18 protein-coding genes, 1 pseudogene and 1 riboswitch are annotated in these 18,140 nt (G+C 43.9%); of the genes and pseudogenes, 16 read left to right on the forward strand and 3 right to left on the reverse strand.

All coding sequences use genetic code 11. The features are described from left to right. Positions 1-39: 39 nt before the first annotated feature. The 3 genes from FNL97_RS07885 to FNL97_RS07895 all read left to right on the forward strand — a co-directional run bounded on the left by FNL97_RS07885 (position 40) and on the right by FNL97_RS07895 (position 2,842). The gene (locus tag FNL97_RS07885; protein ID WP_015864073.1) at positions 40-1,542 is read left to right on the forward strand and encodes a carboxypeptidase M32; all 1,503 of its coding nucleotides are present in this window, start codon (positions 40-42) and stop codon (positions 1,540-1,542) included. Positions 1,543-1,634: 92 nt separating this feature from the next. Then, positions 1,635-1,961 (forward strand): transposase, encoded by a 327-nt coding sequence (locus tag FNL97_RS07890; protein WP_050497511.1) that lies wholly within the window; start codon positions 1,635-1,637, stop codon positions 1,959-1,961. Next, positions 1,958-2,842 carry an IS3 family transposase gene (locus tag FNL97_RS07895; protein WP_143415388.1) on the forward strand — a complete coding sequence of 295 codons (885 nt, stop codon included), beginning with the start codon at positions 1,958-1,960 and terminating at the stop codon, positions 2,840-2,842. The genes FNL97_RS07890 and FNL97_RS07895 overlap by 4 nt, the downstream gene beginning before the upstream one ends. Positions 2,843-3,018: 176 nt before the next feature. Here FNL97_RS07895 and FNL97_RS07900 read toward each other — a convergent pair whose 3' ends face one another. Genes FNL97_RS07900 through FNL97_RS07910 form a run of 3 tightly spaced genes read right to left on the reverse strand, consistent with a single transcriptional unit; the run spans position 3,019 to position 5,304 of the window. Then, the gene (locus FNL97_RS07900; protein WP_143415389.1) at positions 3,019-4,668 is read right to left on the reverse strand and encodes a b(o/a)3-type cytochrome-c oxidase subunit 1; all 1,650 of its coding nucleotides are present in this window, start codon (positions 4,666-4,668) and stop codon (positions 3,019-3,021) included. Beyond that, complete coding sequence (locus FNL97_RS07905) at positions 4,668-5,138, reverse strand: cytochrome c oxidase subunit II (protein ID WP_143415391.1); 471 nt, start codon at positions 5,136-5,138, stop codon at positions 4,668-4,670. Before FNL97_RS07905 ends, FNL97_RS07900 begins: the two co-directional genes overlap by 1 nt. 22 nt (positions 5,139-5,160) lie before the next feature. Further along, positions 5,161-5,304: a cytochrome c oxidase subunit 2A gene (locus tag FNL97_RS07910; protein ID WP_062677375.1), complete on the reverse strand. Its 144-nt coding sequence runs from the start codon at positions 5,302-5,304 to the stop codon at positions 5,161-5,163. Between the two features lie 449 nt (positions 5,305-5,753). Beyond that, positions 5,754-5,855: riboswitch (purine riboswitch) on the forward strand. A 130-nt stretch (positions 5,856-5,985) separates the two neighbouring features. On the opposite strand from FNL97_RS07910, the gene FNL97_RS07915 reads away from it, so the two are divergent. The 13 genes and pseudogenes from FNL97_RS07915 (at position 5,986) to FNL97_RS07975 (ending at position 18,122) form a co-directional block, all read left to right on the forward strand. Next, a complete protein-coding gene (locus FNL97_RS07915; protein ID WP_143415392.1) occupies positions 5,986-6,573 on the forward strand; it encodes a xanthine phosphoribosyltransferase in 588 nt (195 codons plus the stop codon). Then, on the forward strand, positions 6,570-7,877 hold the full coding sequence (locus tag FNL97_RS07920; protein ID WP_143415394.1) for a nucleobase:cation symporter-2 family protein: 1,308 nt from the start codon (positions 6,570-6,572) through the stop codon (positions 7,875-7,877). Before FNL97_RS07915 ends, FNL97_RS07920 begins: the two co-directional genes overlap by 4 nt. A 277-nt stretch (positions 7,878-8,154) precedes the next feature. Then, the gene (locus tag FNL97_RS07925) at positions 8,155-9,228 is read left to right on the forward strand and encodes a type III polyketide synthase (protein WP_143415396.1); all 1,074 of its coding nucleotides are present in this window, start codon (positions 8,155-8,157) and stop codon (positions 9,226-9,228) included. Continuing rightward, the gene (locus FNL97_RS07930) at positions 9,228-9,794 is read left to right on the forward strand and encodes an isoprenylcysteine carboxyl methyltransferase family protein (RefSeq protein ID WP_143415398.1); all 567 of its coding nucleotides are present in this window, start codon (positions 9,228-9,230) and stop codon (positions 9,792-9,794) included. The genes FNL97_RS07925 and FNL97_RS07930 overlap by 1 nt, the downstream gene beginning before the upstream one ends. A gap of 88 nt (positions 9,795-9,882) precedes the next feature. Further along, a complete protein-coding gene (locus tag FNL97_RS07935; RefSeq protein ID WP_143415400.1) occupies positions 9,883-13,569 on the forward strand; it encodes a dynamin family protein in 3,687 nt (1,228 codons plus the stop codon). Then, a pseudogene (locus FNL97_RS07940) lies at positions 13,566-14,298 on the forward strand (DNA polymerase beta superfamily protein). Before FNL97_RS07935 ends, FNL97_RS07940 begins: the two are co-directional and overlap by 4 nt. A gap of 152 nt (positions 14,299-14,450) precedes the next feature. Continuing rightward, positions 14,451-15,533 (forward strand): RNA-guided endonuclease InsQ/TnpB family protein, encoded by a 1,083-nt coding sequence (locus tag FNL97_RS07945; RefSeq protein ID WP_143415402.1) that lies wholly within the window; start codon positions 14,451-14,453, stop codon positions 15,531-15,533. A gap of 210 nt (positions 15,534-15,743) precedes the next feature. Further along, the gene (locus FNL97_RS07955) at positions 15,744-16,022 is read left to right on the forward strand and encodes a YpbS family protein (protein WP_143415405.1); all 279 of its coding nucleotides are present in this window, start codon (positions 15,744-15,746) and stop codon (positions 16,020-16,022) included. After that, the gene (locus FNL97_RS07960; protein WP_143415407.1) at positions 16,019-16,855 is read left to right on the forward strand and encodes a sulfurtransferase; all 837 of its coding nucleotides are present in this window, start codon (positions 16,019-16,021) and stop codon (positions 16,853-16,855) included. The genes FNL97_RS07955 and FNL97_RS07960 overlap by 4 nt, the downstream gene beginning before the upstream one ends. 65 nt (positions 16,856-16,920) lie before the next feature. Next, a complete protein-coding gene (gene ypzF, locus FNL97_RS17945) occupies positions 16,921-17,061 on the forward strand; it encodes a protein YpzF (protein ID WP_015864064.1) in 141 nt (46 codons plus the stop codon). Positions 17,062-17,148: 87 nt separating this feature from the next. Further along, positions 17,149-17,664, forward strand: a complete 516-nt coding sequence (locus FNL97_RS07965) for a redoxin domain-containing protein (protein WP_143415408.1) — start codon at positions 17,149-17,151, stop codon at positions 17,662-17,664. A gap of 127 nt (positions 17,665-17,791) precedes the next feature. Next, a complete protein-coding gene (locus tag FNL97_RS07970; RefSeq protein WP_082798099.1) occupies positions 17,792-17,923 on the forward strand; it encodes an FbpB family small basic protein in 132 nt (43 codons plus the stop codon). A 55-nt stretch (positions 17,924-17,978) separates the two neighbouring features. Beyond that, on the forward strand, positions 17,979-18,122 hold the full coding sequence (locus FNL97_RS07975; RefSeq protein WP_015864061.1) for an acid-soluble spore protein N: 144 nt from the start codon (positions 17,979-17,981) through the stop codon (positions 18,120-18,122). Positions 18,123-18,140 lie beyond the last annotated feature (18 nt).

An 18,140-nucleotide genomic window follows, 5' to 3' on the forward strand; every position in this document is an offset into this window, starting at 1 on the left:
AAATATTATCATGCAACAAAAGATACAGGGGGAAACAAGATGATCAAAAAAATAGAAGAGCAGTTTTTGCAATACGTAAAAAAAATGATGAGCTATAATGAAGCGATTCAATTAATGTATTGGGATTTGCGGACGGGCGCTCCAAAAAAAGGGGTGGAACAACGTTCAGAAGTCATCGGAATTCTTTCACAAGAAGTGTTTAAAATGTCCACGTCAGAAGAAATGGCCGCCTTTATCGCTAAATTGTTGCCAAAACATGAACAGCTTTCGGAAGTCACTCGCTATACGTTAGAAGAATGCAAAAAAGAATACGAGCGAAACAAAAAAATCCCAGCAGATGAATATAAAGAATATGTTGTATTGCAATCAAAAGCGGAAAGCGTGTGGGAAGAAGCAAAGGCAACGGCTGATTTTGCCTTGTTTCGTCCATATTTAGAAAAATTGGTGGAGTTTAACAAACGATTTATTGAGTATTGGGGATATAAAGGAAATCCGTACAATACGCTTCTTGATTTATATGAACCAGGAATGACGGTGGATGTGTTAGACGAAGTATTTCGGAAGCTGCGTGAACATATCGTTCCGCTTGTGCAAGAAGTCGCCGCCTCTCCAAATCAGCCGGAAACGTCGTTTTTATTCCATCGGTTTCCAAAGGAAAAACAGCGCGCTTTTAGTCTGGAGCTGTTGCGAGAGCTTGGCTATGATTTTGCGAAAGGCCGGTTGGATGAAACGGTTCATCCGTTTGCGATTGGCCTCAATCCGAACGATGTCCGGATTACAACACGGTATGATGAACGCGATTTTCGCACCGCTATATTCGGAACGATTCATGAATGCGGCCACGCCTTATATGAACAGCATATTTCAGAAACATTGATTGGGACGCCGCTGTGCACAGGTACATCGATGGGAATTCATGAATCGCAGTCGTTATTTTATGAAAACTTTATTGCCCGTCATTATTCATATTGGAAACGAAATTATCCGCGCTTGCAGCAATATGCTCCTGAGCAATTTTCTGGCGTATCTCTCGATGCGTTTTATCGCGCGATTAATGAAGTAAAACCATCACTTATTCGGATTGAGGCAGATGAATTAACTTATCCGTTACATATTATTGTTCGTTACGAAATCGAAAAAGGATTGTTTAATGGAACGATCGAAGTAAAAGATTTGCCGGAGATTTGGAACGATAAATATAAAGAATATCTCGGCATCCGTCCGGACAATGACGCGGTTGGCGTATTGCAAGACGTGCATTGGTCCGGAGGAAGCTTTGGATATTTCCCATCTTATGCGCTCGGTTATATGTATGCGGCGCAGTTTAAGCACGCGATGCTAAAAGATTTGCCGCATTTCGATGAATTGCTCGAAAAAGGGGAATTAACGCCGATTCGTGAGTGGCTGACAGAGAGAATCCATCGATTTGGGAAGACGAAAAAGCCGCTGGAAATTTTGCAAGAGGCAACCGGAGAGGCGTTGAATGCCGACTATTTGATCCGTTATTTAGAAGAAAAATATAAAGCCATCTATCAATTATAAAAAAATTCCCTCCTCGTTTGATATTATCCCTCTAGTGTAGACAGTTGGGAAAATGCCCATACTGTCATTAAAAACACTGGAGGGATTTGTTTATGTTCGAGAACAAGCAAACACCGAAAGGGAAGACCACTTATTCCGTGGAGTTTAAATGGAGGGCTGTCCAGATGTACATCGAAGAAGGATGGGGATATAAGCGGATATGCCAAGAGTTAGGGATTCCCTGCACGAAAACGATCAGACTTTGGGTAAAACGTTACCATGAACATGGTCTAAAAGGGCTCGAAGAACGGCGCGGGACATCCAAGTCTCCATTCAAGGGAAGGCCTCGAAAAAAAGAGTGCAGTTTAGAGGAAGAGAATCGAAGACTGAAAGCAGAGAATGATTATTTAAAAAAGTTACGAGAGCTGGCAAGGAGGTGAAACCGAACGAGCGGTTCTCGATCATTCAGGAGTTATCCAACACCTATCCGATTGCCTGGCTATGCCAACTGGCCGGTGTGTCAAGAAGTGGATACTATCGATGGGTGAACCGGCAGGGAATCGTCACAGAGAAGCAAAAGGAAAATGAACAAATCAAACAAATGATCCTCGAATGCCATCAAAAGGTCAATGGGATCTATGGATACTACCGCGTGAAGGCATGGATCAAACGAAATTATGGGAAGACCGTGAATCATAAGCGAGTGTACCGACTGATGAAAGAGTTGGGGGTTCAGGCCAAAATCCGTCGAAAAAAGCCGAAGTATAAAGCGGGAAAGGAGAATATCGTAGCGTCGAACGTGTTAAACCGTGATTTTGCGGCCACTGCAGCCAACCAAAAATGGGTGACGGATATTACCTATGTGCCATTTCAAGGAACCTATTTGTATCTGTCTGCTATTAAAGATTTGTACAACAATGAAATCATTGCGTATCGCATCAGTCGTTCGAATGACTTAAAATTGGTGATCGAAACTGTCAAGGATGCCATCAAAAAACGGGATGCGCGAGGAGTCCTTCTCCATAGCGATCAAGGCTCCCAGTACACATCCCGCCAGTACCATCAACTGCTGAAGGCTCATCATATCATTCCTAGTATGTCCAGAAGAGGAAACTGTTTAGACAATGCCTGCATGGAAAATTTTTTCGGGCATTTGAAATCGGAAATGGTGGACCTTCCCACCTTTGAAACGGAAGAGGAAATGATCGAGGCGATCGATCAGTACATGTATTTTTATAATTATGAACGGTGCCAGAAAAAACTAGACTACCTCAGCCCAGTGGAATACCGAATTGCCCAAGCAGCGCAGACGAACGGCTGAGAATGTCTCCTTCTTCAGCTTGCCAACGATGAAGTGGAATGAAGGAGACGTTGTCAAGTGCTTTCCTTGACAACGTTTCCTCATTCCACTATCCTAACAAGCAGCTGAAGAAGGTGGGTATTTTTCACACTGTCTACTTGACAGGGATATGTTCAGTTTGGAGGAGGGAATCTGTTTTACCATAATTTATATCCTTTTGATCCTGGCGGTGCATTTTGAATCATATCGACAAACGGGATTGTGTAAGCGATCAAGATGAGTGCGACGGTAATACCAATCCATAGTTTCCAGTTTTCCATCGCAAGTGCTGTGCGTTCTTGCGGTTCTGCCGCTTCAGCAACAGGAAACTCTGTTTCTCCTTTTGGCGCGAAAAACGCTAAGTTGATGACAATGACAAGGACTAAAATAATACCGATGAATAAAATCGTGCCGCCGACCGCTTGGGCGATTTGATATGGAATCCACTCGAGCGCTTGCGGCGAGTTTCCGTAAGTGGAAAATGCCGAACGGCGCGGTGCTCCAAGCAATCCGGCGAAATGCATCGAACCGGACATAAACGACATGCCGATCGTCCATACCACCGTTTGAATAATCGCTAAACGGTTCATCGCTTTTGTCATGACGCGGCCGCTTAAATGCGGAATGAGCCAGTAGGCGGCGCCGAAGAACGTAAGCACGACCGTTGTCGCAACCGTTAAATGGAAGTGCCCCGTTACCCAAATCGTATTATGCACTACTTGGTTCATTTGGTGAGAAGCATTGATAATTCCGCCGGCGCCAGCAGGAATAAAGAAGACCATTCCAACAAACGGTGCGAAGAAGCGTGCATCTCCCCAAGGCAGTTTGCGAAGCCAGCCAAATAGCCCAGTTGCTCCTTTCGATCGTCCATATGCTTCAAATGTCGCAAACATCGCAAACGCCGTCATTAGCGATGGAACGACTACCATAAGTGTTAAGAAAACTTGTATGAATTTCCAAAACGGCTTAATACCAGGTTCAAGCAATTGATGGTGGAATCCGACAGGAATCGAGAGAAATAGGAACAAGATAAATGCTAAACGTGCTAAAGAATCAGAGAAAATTTTTCCACCAATGATTTTTGGAATGACCGCATACCAAACCATGTAAGCTGGAAGCAGCCAGAAATAGACGAGCGGATGCCCGAAATACCAGAACAATGTCCGGCTGACTAAAACGTTCACTCGGTCAGTGATGCCAAGCGACCACGGAAGCAATTGAATCAAAACGGTTGCAGCAACACCTAACGTACTAACAAGCCATAAAATCATATTAACAACAGCCATAAATGTAAGCAATGGGCTTGCTTTGCCAGGATTTTGTTTTTTCCAACGCGCATAGTGGGCAAAGGTCGCAAAGCCGCTAATCCAGCTGCCAACAACTAAGAGCGTTAAACCAATATAAAAGCCGGCATGTGCTTGCAATGGCGCATAGAATGTGTAGAGGACTGAAGCCTGACCGGTTAAAATGTAGAATACTGTCATCGCTGTGCCGATCGTCATCGTCCAGAAGCCAACCCAAGCCCAAAAGCGGACGCGATCAGATAACGTTCCGGACGTGCGGCTTATTGCGGCGAATTGAAATCCGATAATAAAGAATGTCGTTAATACGAGACCAAGCAATGTACCGTGTGTCGTTAAAATCGTATAATAGCTGATGCCTGCTGGTAAATTAAATTTTCCAGAGCGCACCAGCGTTTGTAATAATCCAGCCAATCCTCCTAAAGCAAGGGCGGTAAACGCGACATAAATATGCGCTAAAGCTAATTTTGCGTCACGGCGATCTACTTTCATTGTTTCGTTCATCATTAATCCACCACCTTAATTCGTCCAGTCATCATATGGTGACCAGCACCGCAATATTCATTGCAAAGGATCGTATATTCGCCTGGTTGATTAAATGTGTGTGTAAGAGTATTGATATACCCTGGCTCCACCATCATGTTAACGTTTGTGCCTGCTACTTCAAAACCATGGATCACATCTTTCGACGTCACATTAATCGTCACTTTCGATCCTTTTGGAATTTCAATTTGGTTTGGTGTAAACGCAAATGCACTTACGACAATATTAAGTTGATACTCATTATCCCCGGTTTTGACTAATCCAGGTTTGTCAAATGGCGGTGTTTGATCTACCTTCTCAGGATCGATCGTCGTCAAACAGCTTGGCGGCTGTTGGCCTTCAGCGAAGGCGCTTACACCGACGATGACCAAAAAAGCGAAGAGAACGCCGATTCCGAACACAAGCCAAATTTTTTCGTATTTGTGGATATGCATGCTATATCCCCTCTCTTATAGCTTATAAGCGATGCAAGTATAACAAATAGACGCTACCCCATGAGAGAATGATGAAAAACCCGAGAAAAAACACGGAAGCGAGCGTGCCTTTTAAAGGCGGTTCTTGCTCTTTTGTTTTGGTTTGTTGTAATTCTGTTTTCGCCATCGTTCTATACCTCCTCCCAAAAAATCATCCCAACTTCATCATACAAAATCATTTGGAAAATGGTAGGTGTATTTTACTAGTTCACAAATTGTTCATTTCTTACTTTAACACTATAATAACCTTAAAAAATTGATATAACAGTGATTTTTCTCACATATGGCAGGGAGGAAATGTGAACATATTGTGAACATCGGCCTATCAGATGTAGTTTCCGATATGTTCCCTTGCCATATGAAAATCATTTTTTGATAGACGGCGTAATCGTTCTTCCCCTGGTATACGGAAAGCATGCTGATAAGCGTATCGTGAACGAATTCATTTTTTTCGATGGGATTTCCGTTCATTGTACATATAAATAAACGAACAATAAAAAACTTTTTCATAAAAAATGTTCGTAAATATATAAAAATAGCTTTCCAAATGGTAAAAATCATGCTATACTGCTAGTAACTTTATATTGCTGACTCACTCATATAATTGCAGGAATATGGCCTGCAAGTCTCTACCGGCCGACCGTAAATCGGCCGACTATGAGTGGCAATGTCAGAACGGGGTGATCAGATGAAAGCTGTATGAAGGCGTTCGTCTGGTCTGTTTTCTGCTTAAAAGACATTGCCTGACTCATGGAATGAGTGAGGCCAGTGTTTTTTAAGCTTTTTTGTTTTTAAAGGGGGAAATGGTATGCGCGAGTTAATAGAAAAGATTATAGAAGAAGGAGAAGTGCTTTCCGAACATGTATTAAAAGTAGATCGATTTTTAAATCATCAAGTAGATCCGCAACTGATGAAAAAGATTGGTGAAACGTTTGCGAACGCGTTTTGTCATGAAGGGGTTACAAAGGTGCTGACACTTGAATCATCAGGAATTAGTCCGGCATTGATGACAGCGTATGAATTAGGTGTCCCTTTGTTAGTGGCGCGTAAACGAAAACCGGTTACGCTTTCCGAAAATTTGTATACGGCGAAAGTATATTCATTTACTAAACGAGAAGAAACGGAAATTTTCGTTTCCCAATCGTTTCTCCATCCTCAAGATCGTGTTTTAATCATTGATGATTTTTTAGCAAACGGTCAAGCGGCCTTAGGTTTGACAGATATCGTCGAGCAGGCGAAAGCACATGTTGTCGGAATCGGCATTGTCATTGAAAAAGCGTTCCAAGACGGTGGGCAATTGCTTCGATCACGCGGATTTCGCGTTGTGTCGCTGGCGCGCGTTGCATCCATGAAAGACGGAACGGTCCAATTTGCTGAAGAGGTGATGTGTCAATGAAACCAATCCAATTAGCTTCACTAGGGATTCAACATGTGCTGGCAATGTATGCAGGAGCGATCATCGTTCCGCTTATTGTCGGCGGAGCGTTGCAGCTGACGCCAGAGCAGTTAACTTATTTAGTCGCGATTGACTTGTTTACGTGTGGAATTGCGACGTTATTGCAGGTATGGAAAAACAAGTTTTTCGGCATCGGCCTTCCGGTCATGCTCGGCTGTACGTTTACGGCGGTCGGCCCGATGATTGCGATCGGCAAACAGTACGAATTGTCTGCGGTGTATGGGGCGATTATTGCGGCTGGATTATTCGTTGTTATTATTGCGAAATATTTTAGTAAGTTACGAGTTTTGTTTCCGCCGATTGTGACTGGATCTGTCGTTACGATCATTGGGCTTACGCTAATTCCGGCGGCGATGAATAATATGGCAGGCGGGCAAGGCGCGAAAGACTTTGGCGATATGACGAACATCGCTCTTGCGTTTGGCGTGCTTTTACTCATTGTTGTTTTATACCGCTTCTTTACGGGATTTATTCGCTCGATTGCCATTTTGCTAGGGATGATCGCAGGAACGATCGCGGCGGCATTCATGGGGAAAGTCGATGTCAGCGCGGTGGCGAAGGCTTCATGGATTCACATGCCGCACGTATTTTATTTCGGGGCGCCGACGTTTAATGGAACAGCGATTTTGACGATGGTGCTAGTAGCGGTTGTTAGTTTAGTCGAATCGACAGGAGTCTATTTTGCGCTTGGCGATATTTGCAACCGGAAATTGTCAGATAAAGATTTGGCAAATGGCTATCGCGCTGAAGGATTGGCGATGATCATCGGCGGTTTGTTTAATGCGTTTCCGTATACGACATATTCGCAAAACGTCGGTCTTGTCCAACTGTCAGGAGTAAAGACGAGGAAAGTCATTTATGTCGCCGGAATAATGCTGATTGTGCTCGGATTGGTCCCGAAAATCGCCGCGTTAGCGACCATCATTCCGGCACCGGTGCTTGGCGGAGCGATGCTGGCGATGTTTGGCATGGTCATTGCGTACGGAATCAAAATGTTAAGCCAAGTCGAATTTGCGTCACAAGAAAATTTATTTATTATTGCTTGTTCCGTTGGAATGGGGCTTGGTGTTACAGCGGTCCCTAACTTATTTGCTGAGCTGCCGGCAAGCGTTCGTATTTTGACAGACAGCGGTATCGTTGCGGGCAGCATAACAGCGATCGTGCTAAACATTTTATTCCATGTGGTGCCGTCGAAAAAAAGAGTACAATCTTCGTTGCGATTGAATGAGCAAAAAGTTTCGTAACCCTTTTTCCCTTCATATCCAACATATTTAGACTAAAAATATGTTAGTATGTTGGCTACATGTCATCAACGTTTTCTTATCGAAACGATTAAGAAAACGGGGGTGACATTTTTATTTGCTATGAAACGGAAGAAAAGATTGGCAGTTAGAGATGCGATAGAGAACGGAATCAAACAAATATTATTCGCAGGAAGCGGTTTTTTATGTAAATTGAATAAATGCAACGATTGGTAACAAGATAACAATAAAGGAAAAGTGAAAAAATCGAGGTGTTTTTATGCCAACGATCCTATTCGTTGGAATCGCAGCAATGCCTTATCAAGTAAACCAAGAGGAAACAAAACGGTATGTAAAGCAGTTATTTGCACATTCATTTTCCCATATTGACCAGCTATTACAGGTGTTTGAAAATGGAGAAATTCGATCACGATCGTTCGTGCAGCCGCTTGAATGGTATAAAGAGAAACATCGGTTTTCGGAGAAAAATGATGTATATATAAAAAGCGCAGTTCAATACGGGTGTGAGGCGATCCGAAAATGTTTGCAGCATCCGGTATTTTTACAAAAACCGATCGAGTATGATGAAATAGACGCGATTTTTTATATCTCCACAACAGGTTTGGCAACCCCAAGCATTGAAGCACGTATCATGAATGTACTGCCATTTTCTCCACATACGAAGCGCATTCCGATTTGGGGGCTAGGATGCGCAGGAGGAGCGGCGGGCATTGCTCGTGCATACGAGTATTGTCTAGCGTTTCCAAATGCGAAAGTGCTGGTGATTGCGGCAGAATTTTGCAGTTTAACGTTTCAGCCAAATGATCATTCGAAAAGCAATTTAATTGGAACTTCGTTGTTTTCCGATGGTGTGGCATGCGTATGTGTCGCAGGGGACAAGGCGGCGGATGCACGCGTTCGCCCGCGCGTGATCGCAACGCAATCAGCACTCATGCCCAACTCGGAAGAAGTGATGGGCTGGGATATTCGCGATGAAGGGTTGTTCGTTATTTTTTCCAAAGATATTCCTTCTCTTATCCGGTCTTGGTTAAAGCCGCAAGTACAATCGTTTTTACAAAAACATCGTCTATCGATCAGCGACATTGACCATTTTGTTGCCCATCCAGGCGGAAAAAAAGTCATCGAGGCATACGAAGATGCGTTTGGGATCGATAAAGAAAAAACAAATGAATCATTTCAGGTGCTTCAGGAGTTTGGCAATATGTCATCCGCGACCGTATATGTTGTGCTGGAGCAGTTTATGACAAAATCGATTCCGTCCGGCGACTATGGATTGATGGTTGCGCTCGGTCCAGGATTTAGCGCGGAAATGATATTGCTCAGGTGGGAGTGATGGAGACGATGTTTTATCTTTTCTTTCTTTTTATTGTCACCGAGCGCATCGTTGAGCTAATGATAGCAAAACGGAATGAACGAATATTAAAGGCAATGGGGGCAAAAGAATTCGGTGTTCGCCACTATCGCTGGATCGTCATCATGCATATATTGTTTTTCCTTTCATTTGCCGCAGAGTCGTTGTGGAGGGGGGCTGAGCTTTCCCCATGGTGGCCGTTCCTTTTCAGTTTGTTTATCGTTGTGCAAGGATTGCGGGTTTGGACATTGCGGTCACTCGGGCGGTTTTGGAATACGAAAATTTTAGTGCTGCCAAATGCAAAAGTGGTTGCGAAAGGACCGTACCGCTGGCTTCGTCATCCAAATTATTTGGTTGTTATCCTCGAAATGTGGCTCATTCCGATGATGTTTCAAGCTTATTGGACAGCGTTTATTTTTTCCACTGCAAACGCGGTCATGTTGCCGATTCGAATATATGCGGAAGAAAAAGCGTTAAAGTCTTTGACCAATTATGCGGATCAGTTTGGCAAGCGTCCGCGCTTTTTGCCGTTTCGTCCCGTCAAATAGATGACGGATTTTTATATTTTTTGTATTGGGAAAAGTGCGTAAATACAGTAAAATGATTGTATATGATATTAAGGCGAGGGGTTTGAACATGGGACCAGTTACTCAACAAACATCGTTAACGACATGGCTCAAAAGAATCATCGATGTATACGATGCGTTTGTTGCTCATGGCGATGAGACAAATGCCAAAAAAGCGAAGCAGCTGCTTGAAAAAACGGCGAACGAACAATTTGCCATCGCCTTTTGCGGTCATTTTTCCGCAGGAAAATCGAGCATGATTAACGCTCTTCTTGGCGAACCGTTATTGCCATCTAGTCCGATTCCGACAAGCGCCAATCTTGTGAAAGTGAAATCAGGACAAGAATACGTGCGGGTGTTTTACAAGCATGAACCGCCGGTGGAGTACAAACCGCCATATCATCTTGAGCTTATTCGCGCTCAATGTAAAGATGGAGATGCGATTGAATTAATCGAAGTAAGCCGGCAAACATCGCGCATTCCAAACGGAATTGTAATGATGGATACGCCGGGAATCGATTCCACCGATGATGCGCATCGGCTTGCGACCGAATCGGCGCTTCACTTAGCCGATGTGGTGTTTTATATGATGGATTACAACCATGTGCAAGCGGAATTAAATTTTCAATTTACGAAAGAATTAACAAACTACGGAAAAACGTTATATCTCATTATTAATCAAATCGATAAACATCGTGACAATGAGCTGTCGTTTCATGAATTTCGCCAGTCCGTCGAGGAAGCGTTTCGAAATTGGGGCGTAAAGGCAGAACGCATATTTTTTACCTCTTTGAAAGCACCGGATAATCAGCGTAACGAATGGAACGAGCTAGTCGAGTGTTTTCAGAAGCTTTTCCGTGAAAAAGACGAACGTCTTTTCTACGGTGTGGAGGTTGCGTTGAAGCGGCTTATTGACGAACACGTTCGCTGGCTTGAGGAGAAAGATGCGGAGGAAGAAGAAGCGATCCGAGCTCGCCTTGCTGCACTTTTAAGTGATGAAACGGAAGAAGAACAAATACGAAAGCGCCTTAACCGGATGCAAGAGGAACTCGAGCAGCTGGAAGCAGCCCATATGAACTTGGAAACAGAATTTCGCAAAGAGTTAGATCATATTTTGGAGAATGCTTATATCATGCCGTTTGAAACGCGGGAACTTGCGAAAGCGTATTTACAATCCATGCAGCCGGATTTCAAAGTCGGTTTTTTATTTACGAAAGGAAAAACCGAACAAGAACGGGCAAACCGGTTGCGTGCGTTTTATGAAAACGTAAAAGAAAAAGCGGTTTCGCAAATCGAGTGGCACGTTCGCCAGCTGTTGATCCGTTTTCTCAAAGAACACGATATAGAGGATTCCGTCCTGCTAAATCAATGTCAGCAATGGACGGTGGATTGGGAAGCGGACGTTTTAAGCGCACTGGTGAAAAAAGGAGCAGGCGCAACCGGAGAAGCCGTTCTGAATTATACGAACGATGTTGCTTATGAAGTAAAAAAGCGATACCGAAATGCGGCAATGCAGTTATTTGAGAGATTATTATCGAAATGGAGAGAGCAAACAGAAGAAAAACGCCGTCATCTTGAAGATCAAATTGCGTCGGAAACAGAAAAATATGAATGGATCGAACGGCTTCACCATCTTCAAAAAACGCGCAAGCAGGTGCATGAAAATCTTGTTTGCTTGCTGGCGTCCGACCGCGTTTTAGAAGATAGTGATGACAAGCGGCTCGCAGAGTTGACCGCTTTGCCTGTGATAAGAAAGCTGGAATCTTCAGCGCTGACGGTTCCTTCGAAACAAGGTCACGAAAAGAAACGTCCGCACATTCCAGAGCAAGCGCTCAGTCAGGGGAAATCCGCGCGGCAAAAAATACAAAAAACGACAGAATGTATACGACAAGCGGTAAATATCATCACTGGATTAAATGGAATGAATCGATTTGTCCGCGAATTAACGGAGAAAGCCGATCGTTTGGAACAACGCACATTTACGGTTGCTCTTTTTGGAGCGTTTAGCGCCGGGAAGTCGTCATTTGCTAATGCGCTGATTGGGGAGAGGGTGTTGCCGTCATCGCCAAATCCAACGACAGCGGCGATTAATAAAATCGTGCCCCCGACAGAAGAACACCCGCATGGCACCGTGATCGTTCAAGTCAAAAGCGACAAGCAGCTTTTTTCAGACGTTCAAGCTTCGCTCCGCTATTTTCATATGAAGGCGGAAACGTGGGACGAAGCGCTTGCGATGTGCGAAAAGATAGCGGGCTTGCAGGCGGCAGGTGCGCATGAAAAACCACATTATTCTTTTCTTCAATCGGTTGTCTTCGGCATTGAGCGCATGAGAGAACATCTCGGCCGCAAGCTGCGCATCGGGATCGATGAATTGCATCAATATGTTGCTGAAGAAACGACCGCTTGTTTTATCGAATCGGTTGAACTGTATTATGACTGTGCTCTAACTCGACAAGGAATTACGCTGGTCGATACGCCTGGGGCGGATTCGATTAATGCCCGTCATACGGGAGTTGCGTTCGAATATATTAAAAATGCTGATGCGATTTTGTTTGTCACCTATTATAACCATGCGTTTTCGAAGGCAGATCGCGAATTTTTAATCCAACTTGGACGCGTCAAAGATACATTTGCGATGGATAAAATGTTTTTTATCGTCAATGCCGCGGATTTGGCTCATTCAAGAGAGGAACTCAACGCAGTATTGGCGTATGTGGAAGAACAGCTTGCTCAATTTGGTATTCGTTTTCCGCGCCTTTACGCACTTTCCAGCCGTTTCGCCCTTGATGAAAAAACAGGCAAAAAAGCAGATGGAGGATACGGTTTCTTAACGGAATCGGGAATTCGGCAGTTTGAAGAAGATTTTACTCGATTTATTACGGAAGAGTTGACGGAAGTAGCGGTTAGAGGCGCATATGCCGAAATGAAGCGCGCACAAAAGACGCTTCTTGACTATATTGATGCCGCACAGCAAAGCAATGAGGAAAAAGCCGCAAAACAACGCGCGCTTTCGCAAGAGCAAACGGCGATTCACAAGCTGCTTGACTCTGTCTCCATCGACCATGATATACATGCGATGAAACAAGAAATCGCCGAGCTTGTTTATTATGTAAAACAGCGCGTATCATTCCGCTTCAACGATTGGTTTAAAGAATCGTTCAATCCGGCTTCACTGCGCGACGACGGCCGTGATATTCGCCAAGCACTTCGGGCATGTTTAGAAGAATTGCTGCATTCTGTTGGGTTTGACTTGTCGCAAGAAATGCGTGCAACAAGCTTAAGAGTCGAACGGTTTTTGAAGGAGCGCCTTCATGAACAATTTGTCGATCTATGCAACAAAATCGAACGGATTCATAAAGGAGTGCCTCTTTCTTCTTTAGAAACGATTTCGTTTGCTACTCCAGAATTTCCGCTCGGTTTTAAACAAATCGATGAAGCAAGATTTTCGAAAGCATTGTCGATGTATAAAAATGCGAAATCGTTTTTTGAACGGGATGAAAAACGCTATATGAAAGAAGAAATAGAAAAACAAATACAGCAGCCAATCGACGATTACGCCGCTCGACAAGAACAGCGTATGTTTCAGTTTTATCAAGAGCAATATGAAATGGCGATTAAAGAGTTTATCGCTTTTCTTGCAAGTCAAGTCGATGACTATTTTTCCGGACTGCAGGCGACATTAAGAGCCGAAGTCGATGTCGAACAGCTGCGCGAATGCGCGCGGCAGCTGGCGGATTTATTGGAGGAACAGAAATGAAGGATGTCATTCAAAGTGAATTAACAAAGATCGAGAAACAGCAATCCGTTCGCGTGTTATACGCGTGTGAGGCGGGAAGCCGGGCATACGGAATGGATACGAAAGAAAGCGACTATGACGTCCGGCTTATTACGATCAAACCAATTCGGTCGTATTTAACCGTTTCCGAATGGTCGGAGACGTGGAGTGATTCGACTCCGCCCATTGAATGGCATAGCTGGGACGTTTTTAAAGCGCTTCAGCTTTTCGTCGCTTTATGAATGGTTTTCTTCTCCGATCATTTATGCAAAAGACGATGTTTTTTATACAAAAATGAATGAGATGATCCGACAGTATTATTCATTGCAAAGTCTGGCTTATCACTATCATTCGTTGACAGTGAAGAATGCCAATTTGCTTAGAAAAAAGGAAATAGGAAGCAAAGTGTATATCAAAACGTTTGTGCAAACATTGCGCGGGGCATTGGCTTTACATTGGATCATGCGGTATCATGCGTTTCCGCCGCTTTCGCTTTTCCAACTGGCGGATGGGGATGAATCCATCATGGAGCTTATTCGATTGTTGCGGCAAGCGAAAGCAGAAAAGCGGATGGATTTTTCCTTCGCATTACCTGCAAAAATATTATCCGTTATCAATATGGAACGGTCGGCGCTTAAGTGGCTGCCAGACAAAAAAGCGGTCGACGCTCGTTTGCTCGATGAATTTGTATGGGCGCTTTTAGGAGTATAAAAGGGGAGAGACGATGACGCGGTTTCACGAGAACATCCGCCGGAAGCCCACTGCTTTAGCTGTGGAAGGAAGGCGGGGTTTATATTTTCAGTATATATTGAATTTTTCTTCAATATAAGTACACTGGATTTAGAAAGGTAGGTGAATCAAGAATGCTCTGCACTCTCAAGATTAAATTAATGCCAACTCTTGAACAGTTTCATGCGCTGCTGGAAACAATGAAACGGTTTAACCAAGCATGCAACTATATTAGCGAGATTGCTTTTCGCTCCAGAACCTTTTCCAAAACGAAAATCCAGCGGCTTTGCTACTATGACGTCAGGGAAAAATTTGGCCTCTCTGCCCAAATGACCGTTCGTGCCATCGGCAAAGTGTCGGAAAGCTATCGTTTGGATAAAAAAACCTTGCATAACTTTAAAGAAACCGGTGCCATCGTGTATGATGAAAGAATCCTGTCCTTTAAAGGGTTAGAGTATGCTTCCATCCTTACCTTGCAAGGAAGAATGGAAATCCCTATGGTCATTAGCCGCTACCATCAAGGTTTGCTGTGCGGCAACCGTGTTCGGGGTCAAGCCGATTTAGTCCTTCAAAACGGTATTTTTTATTTACTGCTCGTGGTGGACGTTCCCGAAGGCCAGCCCAATTCCGAAAACGGATTTATCGGTGTGGACCTTGGCATCATTAATATCGCCGTCGATAGCACCGGTGAGGTATTTTCCGGCTCGAAGGTCAACGGGCTGCGCCGCCGCCATGCGAAACTTCGCGCCAAACTCCAAAAGAAAGGTACCAAGTCAGCGAAACGCCTGCTTAAAAAGCGTTCCAAGAAGGAAAAACTATTTGCCCGTGATGTGAACCACTGCATTAGCAAGAAGATTGTTGAAAAGGCAAAGGCACTCGGATGCGGCATTGCCCTTGAAGATTTAAAGGGCATCCGCCAACGCACCGAGAAAACGGTTAAAAAGCAACAGCGTCGTCAACACTCTTCTTGGTCTTTTTATCAGTTGAGAAAGTTTATTGAGTATAAAGCGGCGATCGCTGGCGTGCCGGTGGTATTGGTTCATCCAAAAAATACTTCCCGCACCTGTCCGGTTTGCAGACATGTGGCCAAAGAAAACAGACCGTCAAGGGATCAGTTTTGTTGTCGAGCTTGTGGGTACGCTGCCCCTGCCGACAACGTGGCTGCGGAAAACATCCGCAGGGCTGCTGTCAACCAGCCGAACGCGGCAGCCAATTAGGCTAGTTGCAAGCCCACGGCTTTAGCCGTTGGGTAGTTGACGCATGCGCTACTTGCATTCATTACGGAATTCAAAAAACAGATAAAGGGCTTTACACTTATTGTCAACGGCTTGGTTACGAAACGAAACCATATTATCAATTCCGATGTTGGACGCCAAAGCCGCACGTTCGCATTCTAATGGAAAAGGAAAAGAGAAAGGAAGGTTCTGATGAGTGAAGTACATCAAGCGATTACCGCCCATATCCAAAAACAGCATGCGATCATAAAACGTTTTGTGCAATTAGAAGCAGAGCGAGAACGCTATATTGACGAAGCTGTTGCGCTTTGCCAAAACGGTCAGCCGTTTACGGTCGAAAAAATTAACGAAGCAACGAAGCAAATAAATGAATTAGCGAAGAACGGCGTTGTACCGCAGCGAAAATACGTGACGGTCGAAATGGTAAAAGACTATGCGGAACGCTTAATAAAGCGGGGGAAAACGAAATGAACCATATTGTTTCACACGAATGGCTGGCAGAGCGGCTTCATAACGAAGATATCCGCGTTATTGATTGCCGTTTTTACCTTAATGATCCGACTCGAGGATTCAACGAGTATATAGAAGCTCATATTCCAGGAGCGCTATATTTTGATTTGGAAAAAGATTTATCCGCGCCTGCCGGAGAACATGGCGGGCGGCATCCGCTTCCGCCTGTCGAAGAGTTGGCGGAAAAGCTGTCAGCGGCAGGAATTGATGAAACGGTTACGATTGTTGCATATGATGATCAGGACGGGGCGATGGCTTCGCGGTGTTGGTGGCTGCTTCGCTATCTTGGGCATGAGCGTGTTTATGTCCTGGATGGAGGCTATACAAAATGGAAAGAAGCGGGGCATCCGGTTACAGCGGAGGTTGCTGCCGTAAAACCGCGATCATTTCAGCCGCGTCTTCAGCCATCGTTGTTAGCGACTGTCGATGACGTGCGTCGCGCTCTTTATGAACGATCAGCGATTATTATTGATTCACGGGAATGGAAGCGATACGCAGGCATAGAAGAACCAATTGACCGCATTGCCGGGCATATTCCGGGAGCTTGCCACATGTTTTGGAAAGACTGTGTGACGGACGAGGGGTATTGGAAAAGTCCGCAAGAACAGGCAGAGCGCTTTTCCGGAATCAAAAAAGATACACCCATTATTGTGTATTGCGGTTCTGGGGTGACGGCATGTCCAAACGTGCTTGCGTTGAAAGAGGCAGGTTATACGAACGTGCGATTATATGTTGGAAGTTGGAGTGACTGGGTTTCTTATCCAGACAATCCGATTGCGACAGGGGAAAAATAACAATATAATTTTTTCGCCGTTTACCTATACTACCGATATACCCTTGTTGCAAAGGAGGAAGTCGCATGGGTCGTACGAAGCTTGGCAATGCCAATGCACAACGCAATAACAATGCAAAACAAAAAAACGGGTTTAATAACGAATTTGCTTCCTATGCAGAAGTAGAAGCGAAAAAAATGAAAAACGAACATAAAAATATCCGCTAATCTAAACGGGGGTGTCTTATGGACATCCCTTTTGCTTTTTTTCTTGATCATTTTATGTTTTAATTAAACGTAGTGGGAGGGAAACAGATGAGAAAATTCATTGTCGTTATCTTGCTGCTTGCTGTTACTGGATATGGCATTTGGAATACGTTGGCAGCAGAAAAAGCAAAGGAAGTCGGTCTTTCTGTAGGTAACGCTGCGCCCGATTTTTCATTGCAGACATTGAATGGCCAAACGGTACATTTATCTGATTTTCGCGGAAAGCCGGTAATCGTCAATTTTTGGACAACATGGTGCCCGCCGTGTAAAAAAGAAATGCCTGATATGGAAAAATTTTATAAAGCCTATCATTCTGACGTGGAATTGCTTGCGGTTCATTTAACGTCGCAAGATACTCGTGAAAATGTAAAGTCATTTATCAATGAATATCAACTATCGTTTCCAGTGGTGTTGGATGAAAAAAAGAAAGCATTAGAACTATATCATATTCAAACGATTCCAACATCGTATATCATTGATAAAGATGGTGTCATTCGCAAAAAAATTATCGGTCCGATGACATATAAACAAATGGTGGAAATAACAGCGGCATTCCGTGAATAAAAGCATCTTTCTTAACAGAAAGGTGCTTTTTTATTTGCAACATAAAATTTTTCGAAAAGTTGTAATAATTTTCAGCTATTTTGGGAATTAATGAAATTAAAATAATAATTGAGAGGAGGGCTAAGAAATGAGAAGAACCCGTAAAATGACATTTCAAGAATTAATTATGGAAAATAAACGTCAATTACTCAATGACCGTGAAGCAATGGAAAAAATCGAAAAAAAATTGGAAGAACGCATGTTAAAAAAAGCAGAATAAGCCATGCATAGCGATCATCCGGGCGGACAGACTAGATGGTGAGGAGGCGAGGTACATGAGCAATCCGAGGGGAAACCCAAAATATTTCAATCCGAACCATCTAGGCACCCAACCTCGTGCCGCTGGAGGAAATAAAGGGAAAAAAATGCAAGATCAATCTGGGCAACATGCTCAAGTGATTCAAACAAAAGGCGAATAAACACCGAATGACAATCAC

The sequence above is a fragment of the Geobacillus sp. E263 genome, assembly GCF_007197795.1.
In the GTDB taxonomy this organism is placed as follows: domain Bacteria; phylum Bacillota; class Bacilli; order Bacillales; family Anoxybacillaceae; genus Parageobacillus_B; species Parageobacillus_B toebii.